The sequence below is a fragment of the Pseudomonas oplopanacis genome, assembly GCF_057128725.1.
Genome location: NZ_JBSKHV010000014.1, coordinates 24,509 through 45,202, shown reverse-complemented (window position 1 = coordinate 45,202; position 20,694 = coordinate 24,509). Strand labels below are relative to the sequence as shown.

Here is a 20,694-nt window from a genome sequence, read left to right as displayed (position 1 = left end):
CTCTCTGAGGCCGCAGCCTTTACTGATATGAACGTTTGGATTCGTCGCGACTGGCGACTCGCTGCTCAAACACGCCAACCGAATTGCCGCCGAGGGCGACAAACAACTGGACGGTGTCGAGGTACTGCGCGGTTTTCACCCTGATCTGTCCCAACAGCGCCTGTTCATACGCGCGCTCGGCCTCAAGCACCTGGAGAATGCTGTTCTCGCCTTGAGCATACGCTTGCTGGTTCAAGCGAAAACTGCTGTCGGCGGCGCGCAAGGCGTCTTCCTGGGCGAGGTTTTCTTCGGCGTGATGGTTGATGGCTTGCAGCGTGTCAGCGACCTGACCGAACGACTGGATGACGGTCTGCTGATAATCCGCGAGCGAGGCGTTGTAGCCGTCGACCGCCGCCTGGCGTTCAGCCTTGAGGGTGCCGCCATTGAAGATCGGCCCCGCCACCCCGGCGGCAAAGCCCCAGAGCGCGGCGCCGCCGTTGCCGGACGCCGACTGCGCGAGAAACGCTGACAACTCCACATGCGGATAAAGGTTGGCGGTCGCGACACCGACGGCGGCGCTGGCCGCGTGCAGTTGCGCTTCGGCTTGCAGAACGTCCGGCCGGGTGTGGGCCATTTCCGAGGGCAGACTGACGGGCACGTTGGCTGGCAGGGCAAATTCACTCAGGTCGAAGTCCGGTGCGATCCAGTCAGCCGGGCCTTGGCCGGTCAGGATCGACAGCGCATGCCGGGCCGAATCACGCTGCTGAGCGAGGGGCGGCAACAGCGTGCGGTCCTGGGCGAGCCGGGTTTCGGCCAGCGACACATCAATCTGCGTGGTGCTGCCGTTGGCGTGGGCCATGCGCACCAGTTCAAGGTTCTTGGTGTCATTGGCCAGCAGTTTTTCCACGGCCTGGATCTGCGCGTTCGCCGAGGCCATCAGCAATGCCTGGCTGGCGACATTGCCCGTCAGGGTCAGGTACGCCGCTTCGTAGCGATGTTTCTGAAACGCCGACAGTGCCTCCTGTTGTTCAACCTGGCGCTGGTTGCCACCGAACACATCCAGGTCGAAGCCGACCCGAGGACCGATGGCATAGAAGTTGGAAACTACCGGCTGCGGTCCGTTGTGCGTGCGCTGGCGACCGGCCTGGGCGGCAAAATCCACCTGCGGATACAGCACCCCTTGAGCCGCCGCGACCGAGGACGAAGCCTGGCGGATCGTGGCATCGGCCGCGACGAGTTGCAGATTGCCGTCGATGGCCCGGCGCACAACGCTGTCGAGCTTGGGCGAACGAAACGCCGTCCACCAGTCGCCGTTAACCTTTTTGCCCAGGTCGATGCGTTGGCCGAGACGCTGCTCAGCCTGTTGATCGTAGTGTTGCGACGGACTCGGCGCAGGCATTTGATAATCGGGGCCGACCGTGCAAGCGGTCAGGAACACCAGCACCGCCACCGCTCCGAACGTGGTGTTGATCAGTTGTCTGTTGATGAAGCGCGCATTGGATTTCATGAGGCAAACTCCACGAAAACTAGTTGGTCGCAACGGGCTTGCGAAGAAAGATCACCAGTGGACTGACCACCAGCATCGCGTACATCAAAATCTTGAATTGGCCGACCACGCCGATAAACGCCGCCTGGCCGGTGATCATTTCGTTGAGCCCCGCCATGGCTTGCAGGGACGTCGCCGCCGAATGCGCGGCCGCGCCATACGGCGTCAGGTTGCTGGCCAGCGCCATGTGCATCGCGTGGGTGTTGTTGAAGAAATACAACTGCACAATCGCCACACCGAGGGTGCTGCCGTACACACGCGACAGGTTGAACAGACCGGTGCCTTCCGGGCGCAGCGTCGGGTCAAGCGTGCTGAACGCAACCTTGGTCAGCGACGGCATCAACATGCCGATGCCGACGCCCTGAATCGCCCCGGCCAGCGCCACCGGCCACCAGTCCATCAACGGCGAATAACCAAGCATCAGCCAGTTGGCGTACACCACGATGGCCACGCCTGCCGCCACGAAGAAACGACGGTCGAAACGCTCAGGAACACGCCCCATCAGCAAAAACGCACCGACCAGGCCCATGCCGCGCGGGATGGTCAGCGAACCGGTGGTGTCCGGCGGGTAGCCGAGGATTTCATCGAGCATCGGCGAGGTCAGCGCCATGGTCGACAGCAGCACGAAACCCACCGCAAAAAAGATCACCGTCGACAGCACGAAGTTGCGGTCGCTGAACAAACGTTTGTTGAGGAAATGCACCTTCGCGGTCAACACATGCACGAGGAACAGGTAGAGCCCGAGCGCACAGCCGATCGCTTCCAGCCAGATCTCGGTCGAGGCGAACCAGTCCAGGCGTTCACCGCGATCGAGCAACATTTGCAGGCTGATCAGCCCCAGCGTGAAGGTGCCGAAACCGAAGAAGTCGAACGTTGGGCGTTTCTCGGCCTTCTTCTCGGCCAACAACAGCGCGATCACCAGGAAGATGTACGCCGACAGCGGCAGGCTGATGTAGAAGATCGGGCGCCAGCCGAAATGCTCGGCGACCCAGCCGCCGATGCTCGGGCCGCTGACGATGCCCAGCAGCACGATGGCGGTCCACGTCGCGCCGAACTTGGCGCGTTTCTCCATTGGCAGCGTTTCCAGGGCAATCGCCATCGACAACGGCGCCAGCACCCCACTTGCCAGGCCCTGGATAATCCGCGCGCCGATAAATTCCAGCGGCGTCGAGGCCAGGGTCGCGAGCAGCAAGCCCAGGACGAACACGGCCAGCGCGGTTTGATACACCCGTTTCAAGCCATGGCGACCGGCGAGCCATTGCGCGATCGGCATGGTGATCGCACTCGCCGCAAGGTACGCGGTGAAGATCCATCCAGCCTGATCGTCGGTCATCGACATACTGCCCTGGATCAAACGGAGCACGGCATTGGGCAAAGGCAGGTTCGCCGATTGCATAAAAGTTGCGAGCAATGCGGCAAGCCTTAATGAACCTGCGGGGGTGGTGTTCATCAGGAGGCTCCTGAGGTAAACAGCGCCTTGATTGGATGCCACCACGGTGTGCGGTGCCCGGTATCGACCTTGACCGTGGCGCTGATCCCCGAATACAGCGGCATTTGCGGGTCGAGCTCGTCGAGTTCGAGCCGCACCGGCACCCGCTGCACGACCTTGACCCAGTTGCCGGTGGCGTTTTCCGGCGGCAGCAAGGCGAAGTCCGAGCCGGCGCCGGGGCTCATGCTGATCACGTGGGCCTTGAATTCGTGATCCGGGTAGGTATCGAGATGAATGGTCGCGGACTGACCCGGACGCATATGGGTCACGTCCGTTTCGCGGAAGTTGGCTTCCACCCACACCTCGCGATCGGACAGCAGCGCAAAGGCTGGCGCGCCGTTGTTCACAAAGTTGCCTACCTGCAAATCATCGACCTTGGCGACGATGCCGTCGTCCGGCGCATAGACCGTGGCGTACGAGAGGTAGAGCTGGGTTTCATCCAGCTGCGCCTTGGCCTCGCGAACGGCCGGGTGGCTGTCGACCTCGATGTTCGGATTACCATTCAACGCAACCACGGTGCTGGCGATCTGTTGTTCGATAGAGGCAATTCGTTGGCGTGACACTTTGAGGTCGGTGTCGGCGCGCTCATAAATCGACTTCGACACGAACTCGGAAGCGACCAGCGCTTTTTTGCGGCCAAATTCCTTTTGGTCGAAATCGGCCGACTCTTTGGCCGATTGCAGTTCGGCCTGTTGCTGGCGGTAACTGGCCTTGAGCCCATCGATGCGCAAACGCGCGACGCTCAACTGGGCTTGTGCGCGGTCAACGGCGATCTGCAAGGGTTTGGGGTCGATGCGGAACAGTACCTGGCCCTTGCGAACAGGCTGGTTGTCTTCGACTGCAATCTCGATGACCTGGCCCGAGGTGCGCGCATTGATCGAGGCCTTGGCCACTCGGGCGTAGGCGTTATCGGTCGAGATGTAGGGCTCGCCGGCGACATAGTGGGCGTACCCGATCGCGGCGAAGAGCGCCGGAACACCGACCATCAGCAGTGGCCGTACGGTTTCTTTAAGCGTTTTTTTGTTGGGCGCTGTCGGGTTTGGCCCAGGGTGCTCAAAGGTTTGTGAAGCCGGGATATCGAACTGTTTAGTCATGATCGAAAACACCTTTAACCGGGAAGTCAGGGGCTAATACCCATAAAAAACAGCCATACCGTGCGCAGTCAGAAGGATCACTCCGCCGCACCCTGTTTCGTCGCCGCTATACCCAGTTCGAGCTCTGCTTCAACAAACCTGAAATTGAGGAACTTCTGGTTCCTTAATTTTGTGCGATGGTGTAAGAATATGCCTCGACCCACCTTCACACAAGGATTTTGTACGCCATGGCACAAAAAAAGATCACCGAAGCAAAAGGACGTGGACGCCCACGCGCCTACGACCCGCAGACGGCGCTGCAGCAAGCGCTTGGTGTGTTTTGGAGTACCGGCTATTCCGCCGCGTCGCTGGACAGCATCGCCACGGCAGCGGGCATGAACCGCCCGAGCCTGTATGCCGCCTTCGGTGACAAACACGCGCTGTACATCAAGGCGCTTGAGCAGTACTGGGAATTTGCCGCCGCTGACATGCACGCGGCGCTCACAGACAGCCAACTGACCTTGAGCGAGGCACTGATGCGTTTCTATGAGGGGCAGCTGTCGATCTACTTCTCGGGCGACGGCCAACCCCGTGGCTGCTTCGCGATTGGCACGGCGACCACCGAAGCCGTCGAGGATGTTGAAATCCGCGAAGTGCTGTCGGACCGACTGAGCCGCCTCGACGCCGATCTCGAAGCGCGTCTGCGAACAGCCGTTACCGCCGGCGAACTCAAAGACAATGTCGACCCGGCCGCCCTCGCCGTCCTCGCCTCCTCCCTGCTGCACAGCATTTCGATCCGGGCACGGGCAGGCAAATCCCGCACGGAGCTGACCGAACTGGCACGCAACGCGGTCAACGTGATCTGCGGTTGAGAGGCTTTATGGCGGGTGAAGGACTTGAAGACATTTTGGCGGATCAGCTCGACGTGATTTTCTGCGGGATCAATCCGGGCATGACGGCCGCCGCCCAAGGGCATCACTTTGCGGGCCGAAGCAATCGTTTCTGGCGCACGCTGCACCTTGCCGGGTTTACCCCCGAGGAAGTGCGCCCGGAAAACGACCGGACGATCTTGCAGTACCGCTGCGGATTGACCGCCGTGGTCGACCGCCCCACGGCGCGCGCCGATCAGCTGTCGTTGCACGAATTCACCGCCGCCGCTGCCGACTTCGAACAGAAGATCCGGCGCCATGCACCCCGCGTCGTCGCGTTTCTCGGCAAGGCCGCCTACAGCGCGTTGACCGGCCAGCGAGAGATTGCCTGGGGTCTTCAACCCAAGACCTTCGGCGATGCCAAGGTCTGGATCCTGCCCAACCCGAGCGGGCGAAATCTGGCGTTTTCGCTGGATCAATTGGTGGAAGCGTATCGCCAACTCCATCAAAACTTGCACAAATCGACAGTAGGCTAAGCTAAGGATCAGCTTATTGCGCACGATGCTCGCTCCGGCAGGGTTTGGGTTTTTCTGAAGAGCGTCTGCAACAGCTATTTCAGACAGGCCCACACTGTTCACGCAGGAATGACGTGATGACCGAGCCCCTTCTCAGCTTTGATGAACTGAAGCGTGCCGCCGTTGCCGGCGAAATTGATACCGTACTGGTCTGCATGGTCGACATGCAGGGACGTCTGGTCGGCAAACGATTCCAGGTCGAGTTTTTCATCGACAGCGGCCATGAAGAAACCCACTGCTGCAATTACCTGTTGGCCGACGACATCGACATGGAGCCAGTGCCGGGCTATGCCGCTGCCAGTTGGAGCAAAGGCTATGGCGACTTTGTCCTCAAGCCCGACATGTCCACCCTGCGCCGGGTGCCCTGGCTGGAATGCACGGCGCTGGTACTCTGTGATGTGCTCGATCACCACCATCGCCGCGACTTGCCGCACAGCCCGCGAGCGATCCTGAAGAAGCAGATTGAACGCCTGCGCGAGCGAGGCTATACCGGCATGTTCGCCTCGGAACTGGAGTTCTACCTGTTCGACGAGAGCTACGAGGCCATCCACAAGCGCAACTACCACAAGCCGAAAACCGCCGGCCATTACATCGAGGACTACAACATCCTGCAGACCACCCGCGAAGAGCCGGTGCTGCGGGCGATACGCAAGCACCTGCAAGCCAGCGGCATTCCCGTGGAAAATTCCAAGGGCGAATGGGGCCCCGGCCAGGAAGAAATCAACATTCGCTACGCCGATGCCCTGACCATGGCCGACCACCACGTCATCATCAAACATGCCTGCAAAGAGATCGCGCAACTGCAAGGCAAGGCGATCACGTTCATGGCCAAGTGGCGTTATGACGCGGCCGGGTCGAGCAGCCACATCCATAATTCGCTGTGGGACAAGAACGGCAAGAAGCCGCTGTTCTTCGATGCCAAGGCCGAGTTCGGCATGTCTAAACTGATGCGTTCCTGGGTCGCCGGGCAGCTTAAATATGCCAATGACATCACCTGTTTTCTCGCGCCCTACATCAATTCGTACAAGCGCTTTCAGGCCGGCACGTTTGCGCCGACGCGGGCGGTGTGGAGCCGCGACAATCGCACCGCCGGTTTTCGACTGTGTGCCGAAAGCAGCAAATCCATCCGCATCGAATGCCGCATCGGCGGTGCCGACCTCAACCCGTATCTGGCCTTTGCGGCCCTGATCGCGGCGGGCCTGGCCGGGGTCGACGAGAAGCTCACCCTCGCGCCGCCCTTTGAAGGCGACGCTTACGTCGATGACCATCTGCCCGAAGTCTCCAAGACCTTGCGCGAAGCCAGCGCCGCGCTCCAGGCCTCGAGCATGTTGCGCGAAGCGTTCGGCGACGAGGTGATCGACCACTACGTGCACACCGCCGAATGGGAGCAGAAAGAGTACGACCGGCGGATCACCGACTGGGAACTGCAGCGCGGCTTCGAGCGCTATTGAGGTCAGCATGACGGCAACCATCAAGCTCATTTCCCCGGTCGATGGCCGGGTCTATGCCGAGCGCCGCTGCGCCGACGCCACGCAGATCGAACAGGCACTGACAGCCGCCGCCACCGCCCAGGCGCAATGGAAACGCCGGCCCCTGAGCGAGCGAGCGGCGTTTTGCAGTGCGGTGGTAGACGCGATGCTGGCGATGAAAACGGACATCGTGCGCGAACTGGCCTGGCAAATGGGCCGTCCGGTACGGTTTGGCGCGGGCGAAGTGCGCGGTTTCGAAGAGCGTGCCCGGCATATGATCGCCATCGCGCCTGAAGCCCTGGCAGCGATTGAACCCACACCCCTCAGCGGATTTCGCCGGCACATCCAGCGTGATCCATTGGGGACCGTGCTGGTCATTGCGCCCTGGAATTACCCGTACCTGACCGCGGTGAACACGATCATTCCGGCGCTGATGGCCGGCAACAGCGTCATCCTCAAACACGCGTCGCAAACCCTGTTAGTCGGTGAACGGTTCGCCGAGGCCATGGCCAGCGCCAACTTGCCGGCCGGTCTTTTCCATAACCTGCTGCTCGATCACCGTCAGACTGCCGACATCATTGGCTCCGGACGCGTGCAGCAAGTGAACTTCACCGGTTCCGTCGGCGCTGGCGAGGCCATGGAAACCGCCGCCACCGGGCGCTTCCTTGGCCTGGGCCTCGAACTCGGCGGCAAAGACCCGGCCTACGTGCGCGCCGATGCCAATCTTGAACACGCGGTAGAAAACCTGGTGGACGGCAGCTTCTTCAACTCCGGGCAAAGCTGCTGCGCCATCGAACGCATTTACGTCGACAAGACAATCTATCCGGCCTTCATCGAGCGTTTCGCGGCCCTGACCCGCCAATACGTGCTGGGCAATCCGCTGGACGAAGCCACCACGCTTGGCCCCTTGGTCACCCCGGCCGCCGCTGATTTCGTGCGCGGCCAGATCGCCGAAGCGCTGGCCCAAGGTGCCACGGCGCTGATTGAACCCACGTCGTTTCCCGTTGACGAACCGGGCAGCGCCTACCTCGCGCCGCAGGTGTTGGTCGACGTCACTCATCAAATGTCAGTCATGCGCGAGGAAAGCTTCGGCCCGGTGGTCGGCATCATGCCGGTCGAAGGTGACGACGAAGCCATCGCCCTGATGAATGACAGCGAATTCGGGCTCAGCGCCTCGATCTGGACCCAGGACCTCGCCGCTGCCGAACGCCTGGGCAATGAAATCGACACCGGCACCGTATTCATGAACCGCTGCGATTACCTGGACCCGGCCCTGGCCTGGACCGGGGTGAAAAACAGCGGACGCGGCGTCACCCTGTCGCGCCTCGGTTATGAACACCTGACCCGCGCCAAATCCTTCCATTTGCGCCACGAGATCTGAGCCATGAGCCTGACCGCGAACTGGAATTACCCCACAAGCATCCGCTTCGGTGTCGGCCGCATCGCCGAACTCGCCGACACCTGCCGCGCCCAGGGCATCCAGCGCCCACTGCTGGTCACCGACAGTGGCCTGGCGCGTGCGCCGATGACCATTGCCGCCCTCGACGCCCTGCGCGCCGCGGGCCTTGGTGCAGCGATGTTTAGCGACCTCAAGCCCAACCCGGTCGAAGCCAACCTGGCCGGTGGCCTCGATGCATGGCGCGCCGGCAACCACGATGGCGTGATCGCCTTCGGGGGCGGCAGCGGCCTGGACATGGGCAAGCTCATCGCCTTCATGAGCGGACAGACGCGCCCGGTCTGGGATTTCGAAGACATCGGCGACTACTGGACCCGCGCCGATGAAAGCCGCATCGCCCCGGTCATTGCGGTACCGACCACGGCAGGCACGGGCTCGGAAGTCGGCCGTGCAGCGGTGATCATCGACGAGGCGACCCACACCAAACGCATCATCTTCCACCCGAAAATGATGCCGCGCGTGGTCATCAGCGACCCGGCCCTGACCGTCGGCATGCCGGCCAAAATCACCGCCGGCACCGGCATGGACGCCTTGGCGCACTGCCTGGAGTCCTACTGCGCCCCCGGTTTTCACCCATTGGCCGACGGCATCGCCGTGGAAGGCATGCGCCTGGTGGCCAACGCACTGGTGCGCGCCGTGCACACGCCGGGCGATCTTGAAGCACGCGCCAACATGCTCGCGGCGGCGGCGATGGGCGCCACCGCTTTCCAGAAAGGCCTGGGCGGGATGCATGCCCTTTCGCATCCGGTCGGCGCGCTGTACGACACCCATCACGGCATGACCAATGCGACCTTCATGCCTTATGTCCTGAAATTCAATCGCCCGGCCATCGAAGAACGCATCACCCGCCTGGCCGCGTATTTGCGTTTGCCCTCCCCCGGCTTCGACAGTTTCCTGGCCTTCATCCTCAAGTTGCGCAAAGACATCGGCGTGCCGCACACGCTGTTCGAATTAGGCGTGGATGACAAACAGGCCGACCTGATCGCGGACATGGCCGTGGTCGACCCTTCTGCCGGCGGCAACCCGCTGCCCTTGACCAAGGCCGGTGCGGCCGAGATTTTCGACGCGGCGTTTCACGGCCGCCTGTAGAGCAGTTGACTGTCGGTGCTCGACACATGAATGCAGCGCACGGGCAGGTTGTACGGTGGGAGACAGGAGCAGTACGACAAGGGGTTGAAAGCCAGCTCGTCCGGCATTCCGGAGGGGCGCGTATCAAAACCTGAAGGGGCACACAACATGAATCCAGCAAGCCAGCCCGGCACCGACGCCTCGCATGACGATGACGTCAAGGCGCTGCACAGCATGGGCTACGCCCAGCAGCTCTCGCGACGCATGGGCGTTTTCTCCAACTTCGCGATTTCCTTCTCGATCATCTGCATCCTCTCCGGGGGCATCAACTCCCTCGCCCAGGGCACCTCTGGCGCGGGCGGCGCGTCCATCGGCATCGGCTGGCCCATCGGCTGCCTGATCTCCGGGGTGTTCGCCATGGCCATGGCGCAGATTTCCTCGGCGTACCCCACCGCTGGCGGGCTGTATCACTGGGGCTCGATTCTTGGCAACCGCTTCACCGGATGGCTGACCGCGTGGTTTAACCTGTTGGGGTTGGTCACCGTGCTGGGGGCGATCAACGTCGGCACCTATTATTTCTTTTTCGGGGCGTTCGGACCGGCGCTGGGCATGGAAGACACGACCACGGTGCGGGTGATTTTCCTCGCGGTGCTGACCGGGCTTCAGGCCCTGTGCAACCACTTGGGGATCGGCCTGACCGCCAAGCTCACTGATTTCTCCGGTTACCTGATTTTCGCCACGGCGCTGGCGCTGACCATCGTCTGCCTGATCTCCGCACCGAGCTATGAATTCGCGCGGTTGTGGACCTTCAGCAACTACTCCGGCGATGCCGGCGGCGCGGTCTGGCCATCGGTGTCGAACGGCTGGGTGTTCATGCTCGGCCTGCTGCTGCCGATCTACACCATCACCGGTTATGACGCCTCGGCACACACCTCCGAAGAGACGCGCAACGCAGCGATTTCCGTGCCGCGCGGCATGGTCATGTCGGTGGTCTGGTCGTTGCTGTTCGGTTGGGTGATGTTGTGTTCGTTCGTGCTGATGTTGCCGAACATGGACGAAGCGGCCAAGCAAGGCTGGAACGTGTTTTTCTGGGCGATGAACACTCAGGTCAGCCCGACACTGAAAGTGGCGCTGTATGTGGCGATTTTCGTCTCGCAGATCCTCTGTGGATTGGCGACGGTGACCTCGGTGTCGCGGATGATTTTCGCCTTCTCCCGTGACGGCGGCCTGCCCTGCTCCAAAGCGTTGGCCTCGGTCTCGCCGAAATTCCGCAGCCCGGTGGCGGCGATCTGGACCGGTGCCACCCTCGCCGTGCTGTTCGACTGGGGCTCGTCGGTGATCTCGGTCGGGGCCACGCCGGTGTATACGATCGTGGTGTCCTGCACGGTGATCTTCCTGTTCTTCTCCTTCATCATCCCCATCGTGCTGGGCCTGTTTACCTATGGGACCGCGAAGTGGCCGACCATGGGGCCATGGAACATGGGACGCTTCTGGTACACCGTGTTCGCCCTGCTCTCGGTGCTGTCGATGGTGATCATTTTCATCATCGGCATTCAGCCACCGAACGATTGGGCGCTGTACATCACCATTGGCTTCCTGGTGCTGACGGCGATTGTCTGGTTCGGCTTTGAAGCGCGCCGCTTCCAGGGCCCGCCGGTGGGCGACATGATCGTCCAGCGCCAGGCGCAGATTGCGGCAGCTGAGGCGGCGTTGGATAAGCGCGCCTGAAGCGGATCGCCACGGCATAGAAAACAAATACAACAAACGATGAGCAACCTGTGGCGAGGGAGCTTGCTCCCGCTGGACTGCGCAGCAGGCCCATTTTTTGGGGGCCGCTTCGCTGCCCATCGGGAGCAAGCTCCCTCGCCACAGGTCGGCGATTACCCACCACCGGGTTCGCCGCAATCTGTTCAGACAGCCAGACACAGTCCCATCAAAAACGTGGTTTGACGGTTTTCCACTCTGGCTTGTAACGCTGCATCTGTTTCACATCATCGCGCTGGCGAATGCCGCACGTCAGGTATTGGTCATGCAGCTTGCCGAGTTGATCGTGATCCAGCTCCAGGCCCAACCCCGGCGCCCGGGTGATTTTCACGCAGCCATCGACAATCGGCAGCTTGCCGCCCTTGATCACCTCTTCGTCCGACTCCTGCCACGGGTAATGCGTGTCGCAGGCGTAATCGAGATTCGGCACCGAAGCGGCGACGTGGGCCATGGCCATCAGGCTGATGCCCAGGTGCGAGTTGGAATGCATGGACACGCCCAAACCAAAGGTCTGGCACATTTTCGCCAGCGCCTGGGTATCGCGCAGGCCGCCCCAATAGTGGTGATCGGCGAGGACGATCTGCACGCTGTTCAAGGCCACACTGCGGCGGAACTCGTCGAAATCAGTCACCACCATATTGGTCGCCAGCGGCAGGCCGGTGCGTTTGTGCAGTTCGGACATGCCTTCCAGGCCCGGCGTCGGGTCTTCGTAATATTGCAGGTCGTCGCCCAGCAGTTCGGCCATGCGAATCGAGGTTTCCAGGGACCAGTTGGCGTTCGGATCGATCCGTAGCGGGTAACCCGGGAAGGCCTTTTTCAACGCCTTGATGCACGCCACTTCATGCTCCGGCTCCAGCGCGCCCGCCTTGAGCTTGATGCTCTTGAAACCATAGGTCTCGATCATGCGCCGAGCCTGGGCGACGATCTGCTCTTCGTTCAGCGCTTCCCCCCAACTGTCGGGCTTGTAAGGCGAGTCGATGTGCTGGGCGTACTTGAAAAACAGGTAGGCGCTGAACGGAATCTCGTCGCGGATCGCACCGCCCAACAAGTCCACCAACGGCACGTTCAGCGAGTGCGCCTGTAGATCCAGGAACGCCACTTCGAACGCCGAATACGCGTTGCTCACCGCTTTGCTGGCGTGAGAACCGGGTGCCAGTTCGGCGCCGGCGATGCTCGCCGGTTTGTTTGCCGCCACGGTGGCCTGGACGATGGCGCGCAGCTGATTGAGGTTGAACGGGTCGAGGCCGATCAGCTGATCTTGCAACTGCTGTTGGATCGCCAGCGCCGGCGCGTCGCCGTAACTCTCCCCCAGGCCAATGTAGCCATTGTCGCTCTCGATCTCGATGATCGAGCGCAGCGCGAACGGTTCGTGGATCCCACTGGCATTGAGCAGTGGCGGATCACGAAAAGCGATGGGGGTGACGGTGACTCGTGTGATTTTCAAGAGGCTGCTCCCTTTGGATCTGGTTTCAAAGCGGTGTGACTGACAGTGGGTTGTGGCGTGGTGGTCGTGGCCGGTTTGTCGCCACGGGGTGCGGTGCGTGCGAAAAAGATCACCACGGCGGCGACCAGTGAGGTGGCCGCCAGGCCGTAGAGCCCGCCCTCGATCGAGCCGGTTTTTTGTTCGAGAAAACCGAACGCCGTCGGCGCCACAAAACCGCCCAGGTTGCCGATGGAGTTGATCAGGGCGATCACCGCGGCGGCGATGCGCGCATCCAGATAGCCTTGCGGAATCGGCCAGAACAATGCGGATGCAGCCTTGAAACCAATCGCCGCAAAACAGATGGCGACGAAGGCGAAGATCGGTCCGCCGGTGGTCGACATGAACATGCCGAACGCCGCAATCACCAGCGTCAACGCCACCCAGGCTTGCTGGTGCTTCCATTTGCTGGCCATGGCGGCGAAGCCATACATCGCAACGATGGAAATCAGCCACGGAATCGAATTGAACAGGCCGACCTGGAAGTCACCGAGATTGCCCATTTTCTTGATCATGCTCGGCAGCCAGAACGTGGCGCCGTAGATGGTCAGGGCAATGGAAAAGTAGATAAAACAGAACAGCGCGATTTGCTTGTCAGCCAGCAGTTTGAACATCGACGGTTTGATCGTCTGCGCCGCTTCGCGAGCCTGCTGCTCCAGCGCAATAGCACCTACCAGCGCGTCCTTTTCTTCGACGCTCAGCCATTTCGCTTCACGCGGATGGGATTGCAGCCAGAACCAGACAAAACCGCACAGGACAATGGAGGCGAAACCTTCAATCAGGAACATCCACTGCCAGCCGTGCAGGCTGAAACCGCTGACGTTCAACAGCGCACCGGACACCGGCCCGGAAATGACCGACGCAATAGCCGAACCGCTGAGAAAAATCGCCATGGCTTTGCCCCGTTCAGTCGACGGCAGCCACTGGGTGAAGTAGTAAATGATGCCCGGGAAAAACCCCGCTTCTGCCGCGCCGAGAATGAAGCGCAACACATAAAAACTGGTTTCGCCACGCACGAAGGCCATGGCCATGGCGGCTGCGCCCCAGGTGAACATGATGCGCGTCAACCAGGCGCGAGCACCGTAGCGTTGCAGCAGCATATTGGAGGGTACTTCGAAGATCGCGTAACCGATGAAGAACAGCCCGGCACCCAGGCCATAGGCGGCGGCGCCGATGCCCAGGTCGGTTTCCATGTGGCTGCGCACGAAGCCGATGTTGACCCGATCGATGTAGTTGACGATGAACATCACCACAAACAGCGGCAGCACATGGCGTTTCACCTTGGCCGCGGCGCGGGCCAGCACACTCGGGTCCGGCGAATTCTGGAGGGTATTCAAGAGGCAACTCCCGTTCATTGTTTTTTTAGGGACGAGCCGATCATGGACGCGGCAATTGATCCCGTCTAATCTAACTTGGCATTCGATTGATACCTGGATTAGATCAATGTTCGAACTGACTCAACTGCGCTGCTTTACCACGGTGGCCACCGAACTCAACTTTCGTCGCGCCGCCGAACGCCTGAACATGACGCAACCACCACTCAGTCGACAGATCCAGTTGTTGGAGCACCATTTGGGTGTCGAACTGTTCACCCGCACCACCCGCAGCGTCGCCCTCACCGCCGCCGGTCGCGCCTTTTTCATCGAAGCGCAGAACCTGCTGGAGCGCGCCCAACAAGCTGCGGTCACCGCCCGGCGTTTTGCCGAAGGCGACATTGGCTCGGTCAACATCAGTTTCGTGGGTAGCGCGGTATACGAATTCCTGCCCAAGGTGATTGCCGAAGCACGCCTCAAACAGCCCCACGTCAAAATCGATCTGTCGGAGATGAACACCTACCAACAGCACGAAGCCCTTCGCGCCCGGCGGATCGATCTGGGCATCGTCCGCGCGCCCTTGCTGGAACCGGGCTACGCCACCGAGTGCCTGGTGCGCGAACCCTTTGTCTTGGCCGTCCCCAGTCGCCACCCGCTGGCCACTGCCGACACCGTGTCCGTCCAGGACCTCGATGCACAACCGTTCCTGATGTACTCCCACGCCGCCTACCCGCCCTTCAATGAACTGCTGACCGGCATGCTGCGCTCAGCGCGCGTGGCGCCGGAATACGTGCAATGGCTCGGTTCGTCACTGACGATCCTGGCGCTGGTCAACGCCGCAATGGGCCTGGCGCTGGTCCCGCGTTGCGCCACGAGCGTGGTGTTCAAGAACGTGGTGTTCCGGGATATCGATCTGGGGGAAGGCGTACAGAGCGAGCTGCATTTGATCTGGCGCGAGAACAATGACAACCCGGCGTTTGCGATGCTGCTGGAGGGGATTCGCAAGGCTGTCAGGGAAGGATGGGGCGTGTGAATGCGTGGGGGTTCACCTGTGGTAATCCCCACCCGCGACAGCGTGCAAGTAAGCTTGATCCGCCTCGATTCGCAAGTCTCGCCACTCCTCCCAGCTAACGATGTCCTGGCGATCCATCTCGTCAGCCAGACGAAGCAGTTCCTCATGGTAGACGTCCGGGCACTCCCTACGCAGGGAGCAGTTCTCAAACGCTCGATACCATGAATCCAGCGCCCGGATTTTTCTGTCCAGAGGCGGTGCCAGCCTGTTTCTGAATGAGTTCATGACGGCGCGCATCCCAGAGTGTTTCTACATGGAACATGAGGCTGGAGCTTGAGTTCATGAGGGCTGACAGGAGGCGCTGATCGGGAACCCAATTCTGTTATCCACTTGGTTTTGCCAGTTGGATAAACACAGACCAGCTAGCGAGCAGAACCCAAAACGTCGCGAAGATCCAAGGGGTGCGAACGGAAAACAGCAGGGCCTTTCGATACCCCTTGTGCGTCGACTCGCTTTCACTGAACAGCGGCGATTCGTCATACGCGAGCCCCATCATCGGCTCACTCCGCAGGAGCTCGCTCTGCTTGTAATACCAGTGGTCAATGATGTCGTACGCCGCTCGAATCCCGGGCCACGCATTCAATGAACTCAGCAGTCCCAGCGTGGCAAGAAACGGTGGCACGACCAGCGTGAACAACTTTCCCCATTCAGGGTTGAGATTGGCCATGCACGATGCAAAGGCAATGACCAAAAAAGATTGTGCGGCCAGATAGGCGTCAGTCCGGTTCGCCAGAATGCTCGTCTCGTATTGAATCTCCCGGCGATAAAAGTCCAGGCGTTCCTTGGGTGATCCGAACATCTTGGCGTTGTGTTCGCTCAGCTCGGTGTCGTCCAGATGGGAAGTCAAAATCTTCGGCACAATAAACTCACTCTGAAATCGTTTAAGACGAATGCCCGTTCAGCCCAACGCTGTATCGAGAAACATCATGACGGCGAAACCAAGCATCAGCCCCAGCGTCGCGGGCGTCTGATGGCCATTACGATGGGTCTCGGGGATGACTTCGTGGGACACGACAAAGATCATCGCGCCGGCAGCCAGGCCTAACGCAACGGGATAGCCCAAGGCGAAACTGGTGGAAATACCGAGGCCGACCACTGCCCCCAAAGGCTCCATCAGACCTGACCCAACGGCGATCAACGCAGCACGCAATGTGGAGATGCCGGTCACTCGTAGCGCCAATGCAACAGCCAGTCCCTCTGGAATGTCCTGGATGGCAATCGCCGTGGTGAGCGGCAATCCCACTTTCATATCCCCCGTGGCGAAGCTGACGCCGATGGCCATGCCCTCCGGCAAGTTGTGCAGGGTAATCGCCAGGACGAAAAGCCAGACTCGATTGAAGCGCTGCGCCTCAGGCCCCTTGCGCCCGCTCTGCAGATGCTCATGGGGTACGAACCGTTCCAGACCAATCATGAGTGCCACGCCCAATCCCAACCCCACCACGACGACACACGCTGCTAACAGCTTGTTGGCGCAAATGGATTGAGCCGCGTCGATACCGGGAAGGATGAGTGAGAATGAACTGGCGGCGAGCATCATGCCGGCTGCAAACCCCAGCATGATGTCTTGGGTACGCGCGGTGATGTCGCGCAGAACGACCGCAGCGACGGCACCGAGCGCCGTCGCGCCAAAGCCGCAAAGGCCTCCTGCCAAGGCGTAATGCAGGTTGATCCGGTTTGCCCCGGTGAAAGCGCTGTACCCGCTGATAAGCAGCAGAACGGTGACCCCGACGAGGGTCGACCAAAAAAACAGCCCCAGCCATCCGCGACTTTTTACCGGGTAGAACCCGGCGTGCCACGATGCTCTGACAGGAGCGGACGGTTCGGACATGAGACCACCTGCTTGCTCGACACATGAAAAAGCACCGCACGCCCGAACGGCGTGCGGTGACCACCATCAGACGCTTTCACGCCCTTGAGCACCCGCGCCCAGATCTGCTCCCGTAACCGGATTGCATTCGGGGTCAGACATCGTGCGTGCCTTCATGTCCATCAGCAGTGAGTCTTCTTCAGCGCTGAGCACCACACTGGCCGTGCCATCACCGCCGTCGACGGCCGGCATGGGTTTTTCCACGTAGTCCCAATCGTCACCCTGGTTCCACGGCCCGCGCGTGCTTTCGGCACCTTGGGACATGTTGAAGTAGACGTTAGTGAACTCAGGCATACCGGGCATCTTGCCTTGCGGGAAGTTTGGCTGGATCGAGTGCAAGGCTTTTTCGAAGGACAGTTGATGCGCGATTTCGCGGGTCATCAGAAACCCCAAAGCTTCTTTCACACCAGGGTCATCAGTGACGTTCATCAAACGTTCGTAAACAATCTTGGCGCGTGCTTCGGCAGCGATGTTGGAGCGCATATCGGCTGTCGGTTCACCGATGGTATCGACGTAAGCGGCCGACCACGGCACGCCTGCCGAGTTTGTCAGTGGCGCGCCGGCACCGTACAACAGCGCGGTGATGTGCGAGTCGTTACCGGCGCCGTTGATTGCGCGATACAGCTCACCCTCCTCTTCCACCCCTTCGGCCAGTCGACCTTTGGCGCCCTTGTTGAGCATCACAATGATTGAGCCGACGATTTCAAGGTGGCTGAGTTCTTCGGTGGCGATGTCCATCAGCAGGTCTTTGCGGCCTGGATCTTCCTCGGCCAATGCCTGGGTGAAGTATCGCGACGCGGCCGCCAACTCCCCCTGCGCTCCGCCAAACTGTTCGAGTAAAAGATTGGCCAGCCCTGGATTGGGTTGGGCGACGCGCACGGTGTATTGAAGTCGTTTGTTATGTAGAAACATGACGAATCTCCTCAGGTCTGAAAGGCGTCGATACCCATTCGATGATTCACCGAATGCGGCGCCCACAGTCATCTGAAGGTGTTGCCCCTGGAAAAATTTTATAAAGATTTGAGGGATCGCGACCGACGGTTTTTGGCCGTGCAAATTGCCTGTTTTGTCGCCAGTCGTCGGGCACTTTTCAACGCATTAAAACTTTTCTCTGCACGTCACTCTCAACCGCTGTCACGACCGCACTGCGCGGTGTGCTTAATCGCCGCGACATTTCTTAGGGGCGAAAAAAAACGGGAGGTCAACCTTCAACCTCCCGTCTTTCCTTCAACGCTTTACGTTGTACCCAATCCTCGAGAAAGATCGGCCGGACCATCAGTCCTTGCGGATTGATCGCGTTCCGGGTTCATCTCCACGTCCGAGTGATCCGTGGTTTTGGTCACCGTATCGCGCACTGCCTCAAACCCCTCCCGAGCCTGTTGCTTGACCTTGTCGGCCAGCCCGGCGCTGGTTTTGCCCAGGTAGCGTTGCTCAGTCGCTGTCGACGGTAATGCCGCCCCCAGCATGGCACCCAGCGCGATACCCGCAGCGGCAACCATCAGCGGCTGCTCCTTGAGCATACGGCTGAACTGATCGCCCACCACTTGGGTACTGCGCACTAAACGATCGCTGGCGTCATGCACGGCATGGCTGATGTTGTCGGTGGCCGCCCCGAGGTTGTCACCCAGGTTCGCCGCTTTGTCTTTCACACTCTGGAAACCGTCCTTGAGCGTGTCGGCCGTCTGGTGCAGATGATCACGTGCACTGTCGATGCCCTCCGCCAAGCCATCAGCCCACTCCCCCACTTTGTTGTGATCCGGGCTTGCGGGATAAACCGGGCGTGGGGTCGGCGGACGGTTCTGGCTCATCATCAGCCACAGCAAGCCGACCGATGTCAGCACCGCAGGCACCGGATTGTTTCGAACGCTGGTCCCCAGGTTGGTCAGGAAGGTCGTGCCGTTGTTTTGCATGAACGACAACGCCTGATCAAAGGCTTGTCCCGGTGTGAATTTGCTTTCCAGGGCATCGACAATGTTGCCGATGCTCGCCCGCTGCGCATCGATATCGCGCTCGATGGCTTCGGGGCTTTTTTGCGACTCGTATTCGAATTCATTGTTCATGAGACTCTCCTGCGCAGCGCTTCCTGGTCTTTGTTCAAGGCGTCCAACGTCCGATCAGGTTTCAAATGGGACGGTTCGAACTGTTTTTTCCCGGCTTGCAACATGGCAAACCCGACGATCATCACCACCACACCAACGATCAGTGCGGCCAACCACGGCGCCATCACCAGGCTCAGGCCATAGACGGCGGACATCAACAGGATGATGAACCCCGCCATCAGCACAATCGCACCGCTCGCGACCCCGGCGATGCCGGCCTTGAGCGTAGTGAGACTGGCCTGAAGTTCGGCTTTGGCCAACGCAAGTTCCTTGGTGAACAGCGCGGGCACTTCGCGGGCTAACTGCCGTAACAGTCCGACGACCGAAGCGTCAGGGTCGGGAACGGACGCCGGGGTTGGCCCCGGGAAATTGGGATCTTCTCTGTTCATCACAGTGCTCCATTGACGTTGCTCGAACCTGGGCTCGAAGGTGTAGCGAAGTCCGAACGGTGGCCGTGATCATCGGGTGCTGACGGCGTGAAACCGGCGGCGTGGTCAGGGCTTTGATCAGTGCGAGAGGGAACGGAAGTTTCGTAGGGTCGCTGAGCGCCAAAACCACCCGATGGCGGCATCGAGTGGCCGGCGGCTGGATCTCTGGCAGCGGTGAATGTCGCCGCAGGTGCTGAGCCCGCCTTGAGAAAGCGCGACAAGCCAAAGCCCAGCGCAATGCTGCCGGCAATGAACAGGGCCGGGTTGTTACGGGCCAGGTCAGCGCCGTCATGCAGCAATTGTTCCGCGCTTTTCCCGCGCAGGTTTCCCGCCAGGCCGCTCATGGACTCCGCCATGTCGACGAGGTAATCGGACATGCCCAGGGTGTCCTTGTCCTCCAGTTCTGAAACGAAAGATTTGGTCCCTTGCGCGAGTGCTTCAATTTGGTCCGCTGCGGTGTCGCGGTATTGGCCAAACTGCTCATCCACCTGCTGCCTTGCATCGCCCAGTGCTTCTGTGACGTTTTCCTTCAAGTGTTCGAAGTTTTGCTCTGTGCCTCCGGAGTCGGGTTGATCGGGCTGGTTCCCGTTGGTGCTGTCTGAAGTATTCATGTCGTCCCTCGCCTTCTGGTTGAAAAAGCGTTAACAGGGTTCGCCACGAAATACCCGCAGCCCCCCTTATTCCAGATGACGGAGCGTTGTGTGGGGAGTTCCAACGGAATGATGAGTGATCCGGCAACCTCTGCCGGGAAAAGCACGATGAATAACCTGTGGCGAGGGAGCTTGCTCCCGCTGGGCAGCGAAGCGGCCCCAAAAAATGGGCCTGCTGCGCAGTCCAGCGGGAGCAAGCTCCCTCGCCACAGTCAGCGGTTACATGGAGGGCTCAACTTTATCCAGCACCCGGTTCGCCGTGATCTCCGCCACCATGTCTGGCGAATCGGTTTCCGGTGGATTGGGTGTTACTTTGAACATTGGCTCTAACCTCGTAAGAGTGAGGCTGCAACCCGCTCGCGACTAAACAATAGGGAGGCAGCTGTGCGCAGGTTAGTCGACCGATGAGCCAAGAAATCGGCGCGCCGAAGCGCCCTGCGCACAACCGCCATCAAGAGCAGGATGGGATCCTGACTGATAGGGACTTTGTGCGTCTT

Annotated in this window: 18 protein-coding genes; 7 read left to right on the top strand and 11 right to left on the bottom strand. The window is 60.5% G+C overall.

The genetic code is table 11. The annotated features are described in order from the left end of the window. Positions 1 to 19: 19 nt before the first annotated feature. Genes ACWKV5_RS23680 through ACWKV5_RS23670 form a run of 3 tightly spaced genes read right to left on the bottom strand, consistent with a single transcriptional unit; the run spans position 20 to position 4,108 of the window. Complete coding sequence (locus ACWKV5_RS23680) at positions 20 to 1,486, bottom strand: efflux transporter outer membrane subunit (protein ID WP_483843222.1); 1,467 nt, start codon at positions 1,484 to 1,486, stop codon at positions 20 to 22. 19 nt (positions 1,487 to 1,505) lie between these two features. Beyond that, a complete protein-coding gene (locus tag ACWKV5_RS23675) occupies positions 1,506 to 2,975 on the bottom strand; it encodes a DHA2 family efflux MFS transporter permease subunit (protein WP_483843221.1) in 1,470 nt (489 codons plus the stop codon). Beyond that, positions 2,975 to 4,108 (bottom strand): HlyD family secretion protein, encoded by a 1,134-nt coding sequence (locus ACWKV5_RS23670; RefSeq protein WP_483843220.1) that lies wholly within the window; start codon positions 4,106 to 4,108, stop codon positions 2,975 to 2,977. The genes ACWKV5_RS23675 and ACWKV5_RS23670 overlap by 1 nt, the downstream gene beginning before the upstream one ends. Before the next feature lie 227 nt (positions 4,109 to 4,335). On the opposite strand from ACWKV5_RS23670, the gene ACWKV5_RS23665 reads away from it, so the two are divergent. The 6 genes from ACWKV5_RS23665 to ACWKV5_RS23640 all read left to right on the top strand — a co-directional run bounded on the left by ACWKV5_RS23665 (position 4,336) and on the right by ACWKV5_RS23640 (position 11,252). Beyond that, the gene (locus ACWKV5_RS23665; protein ID WP_483843219.1) at positions 4,336 to 4,959 is read left to right on the top strand and encodes a TetR/AcrR family transcriptional regulator; all 624 of its coding nucleotides are present in this window, start codon (positions 4,336 to 4,338) and stop codon (positions 4,957 to 4,959) included. 8 nt (positions 4,960 to 4,967) lie between these two features. Then, positions 4,968 to 5,492 carry a G/U mismatch-specific DNA glycosylase gene (gene mug / locus ACWKV5_RS23660; RefSeq protein ID WP_483843218.1) on the top strand — a complete coding sequence of 175 codons (525 nt, stop codon included), beginning with the start codon at positions 4,968 to 4,970 and terminating at the stop codon, positions 5,490 to 5,492. Positions 5,493 to 5,608: 116 nt separating this feature from the next. Next, a complete protein-coding gene (locus ACWKV5_RS23655) occupies positions 5,609 to 6,982 on the top strand; it encodes a glutamine synthetase family protein (protein WP_483843217.1) in 1,374 nt (457 codons plus the stop codon). Between the two features lie 7 nt (positions 6,983 to 6,989). Next, entirely contained in the window at positions 6,990 to 8,381 is a 1,392-nt protein-coding gene (locus ACWKV5_RS23650) for an aldehyde dehydrogenase family protein (RefSeq protein WP_483843216.1), read from the top strand. Between the two features lie 3 nt (positions 8,382 to 8,384). After that, on the top strand, positions 8,385 to 9,545 hold the full coding sequence (locus tag ACWKV5_RS23645; RefSeq protein WP_483843215.1) for an iron-containing alcohol dehydrogenase: 1,161 nt from the start codon (positions 8,385 to 8,387) through the stop codon (positions 9,543 to 9,545). A gap of 147 nt (positions 9,546 to 9,692) precedes the next feature. Beyond that, a complete protein-coding gene (locus ACWKV5_RS23640) occupies positions 9,693 to 11,252 on the top strand; it encodes an amino acid permease (RefSeq protein ID WP_483843214.1) in 1,560 nt (519 codons plus the stop codon). A 205-nt stretch (positions 11,253 to 11,457) separates the two neighbouring features. Here the strand turns inward: ACWKV5_RS23640 and ACWKV5_RS23635 are convergent, their stop codons facing one another. Further along, positions 11,458 to 12,732, bottom strand: coding sequence for a glucarate dehydratase family protein (locus tag ACWKV5_RS23635; protein WP_483843213.1), 1,275 nt, complete (start codon positions 12,730 to 12,732; stop codon positions 11,458 to 11,460). Then, positions 12,729 to 14,105, bottom strand: coding sequence for an MFS transporter (locus ACWKV5_RS23630; RefSeq protein ID WP_483843212.1), 1,377 nt, complete (start codon positions 14,103 to 14,105; stop codon positions 12,729 to 12,731). Before ACWKV5_RS23630 ends, ACWKV5_RS23635 begins: the two co-directional genes overlap by 4 nt. A gap of 106 nt (positions 14,106 to 14,211) precedes the next feature. Between ACWKV5_RS23630 and ACWKV5_RS23625 the strand changes: the two genes are divergently transcribed. Then, the gene (locus tag ACWKV5_RS23625) at positions 14,212 to 15,114 is read left to right on the top strand and encodes a LysR family transcriptional regulator (RefSeq protein ID WP_483843211.1); all 903 of its coding nucleotides are present in this window, start codon (positions 14,212 to 14,214) and stop codon (positions 15,112 to 15,114) included. 361 nt (positions 15,115 to 15,475) lie between these two features. Here the strand turns inward: ACWKV5_RS23625 and ACWKV5_RS23620 are convergent, their stop codons facing one another. The 6 genes from ACWKV5_RS23620 to ACWKV5_RS23595 all read right to left on the bottom strand — a co-directional run bounded on the left by ACWKV5_RS23620 (position 15,476) and on the right by ACWKV5_RS23595 (position 20,158). Next, a complete protein-coding gene (locus ACWKV5_RS23620) occupies positions 15,476 to 16,012 on the bottom strand; it encodes a hypothetical protein (RefSeq protein WP_483843210.1) in 537 nt (178 codons plus the stop codon). 39 nt (positions 16,013 to 16,051) lie between these two features. Next, the gene (locus ACWKV5_RS23615; protein WP_483843209.1) at positions 16,052 to 16,981 is read right to left on the bottom strand and encodes a ZIP family metal transporter; all 930 of its coding nucleotides are present in this window, start codon (positions 16,979 to 16,981) and stop codon (positions 16,052 to 16,054) included. A 66-nt stretch (positions 16,982 to 17,047) separates the two neighbouring features. Then, the gene (locus ACWKV5_RS23610) at positions 17,048 to 17,932 is read right to left on the bottom strand and encodes a manganese catalase family protein (RefSeq protein ID WP_483843208.1); all 885 of its coding nucleotides are present in this window, start codon (positions 17,930 to 17,932) and stop codon (positions 17,048 to 17,050) included. A 323-nt stretch (positions 17,933 to 18,255) separates the two neighbouring features. Then, positions 18,256 to 19,080 (bottom strand): DUF3618 domain-containing protein, encoded by an 825-nt coding sequence (locus ACWKV5_RS23605; RefSeq protein WP_483843207.1) that lies wholly within the window; start codon positions 19,078 to 19,080, stop codon positions 18,256 to 18,258. Further along, positions 19,077 to 19,508: a phage holin family protein gene (locus tag ACWKV5_RS23600; RefSeq protein ID WP_483843206.1), complete on the bottom strand. Its 432-nt coding sequence runs from the start codon at positions 19,506 to 19,508 to the stop codon at positions 19,077 to 19,079. The genes ACWKV5_RS23605 and ACWKV5_RS23600 overlap by 4 nt, the downstream gene beginning before the upstream one ends. Then, complete coding sequence (locus tag ACWKV5_RS23595; RefSeq protein ID WP_483843205.1) at positions 19,508 to 20,158, bottom strand: hypothetical protein; 651 nt, start codon at positions 20,156 to 20,158, stop codon at positions 19,508 to 19,510. The genes ACWKV5_RS23600 and ACWKV5_RS23595 overlap by 1 nt, the downstream gene beginning before the upstream one ends. Positions 20,159 to 20,694 lie beyond the last annotated feature (536 nt).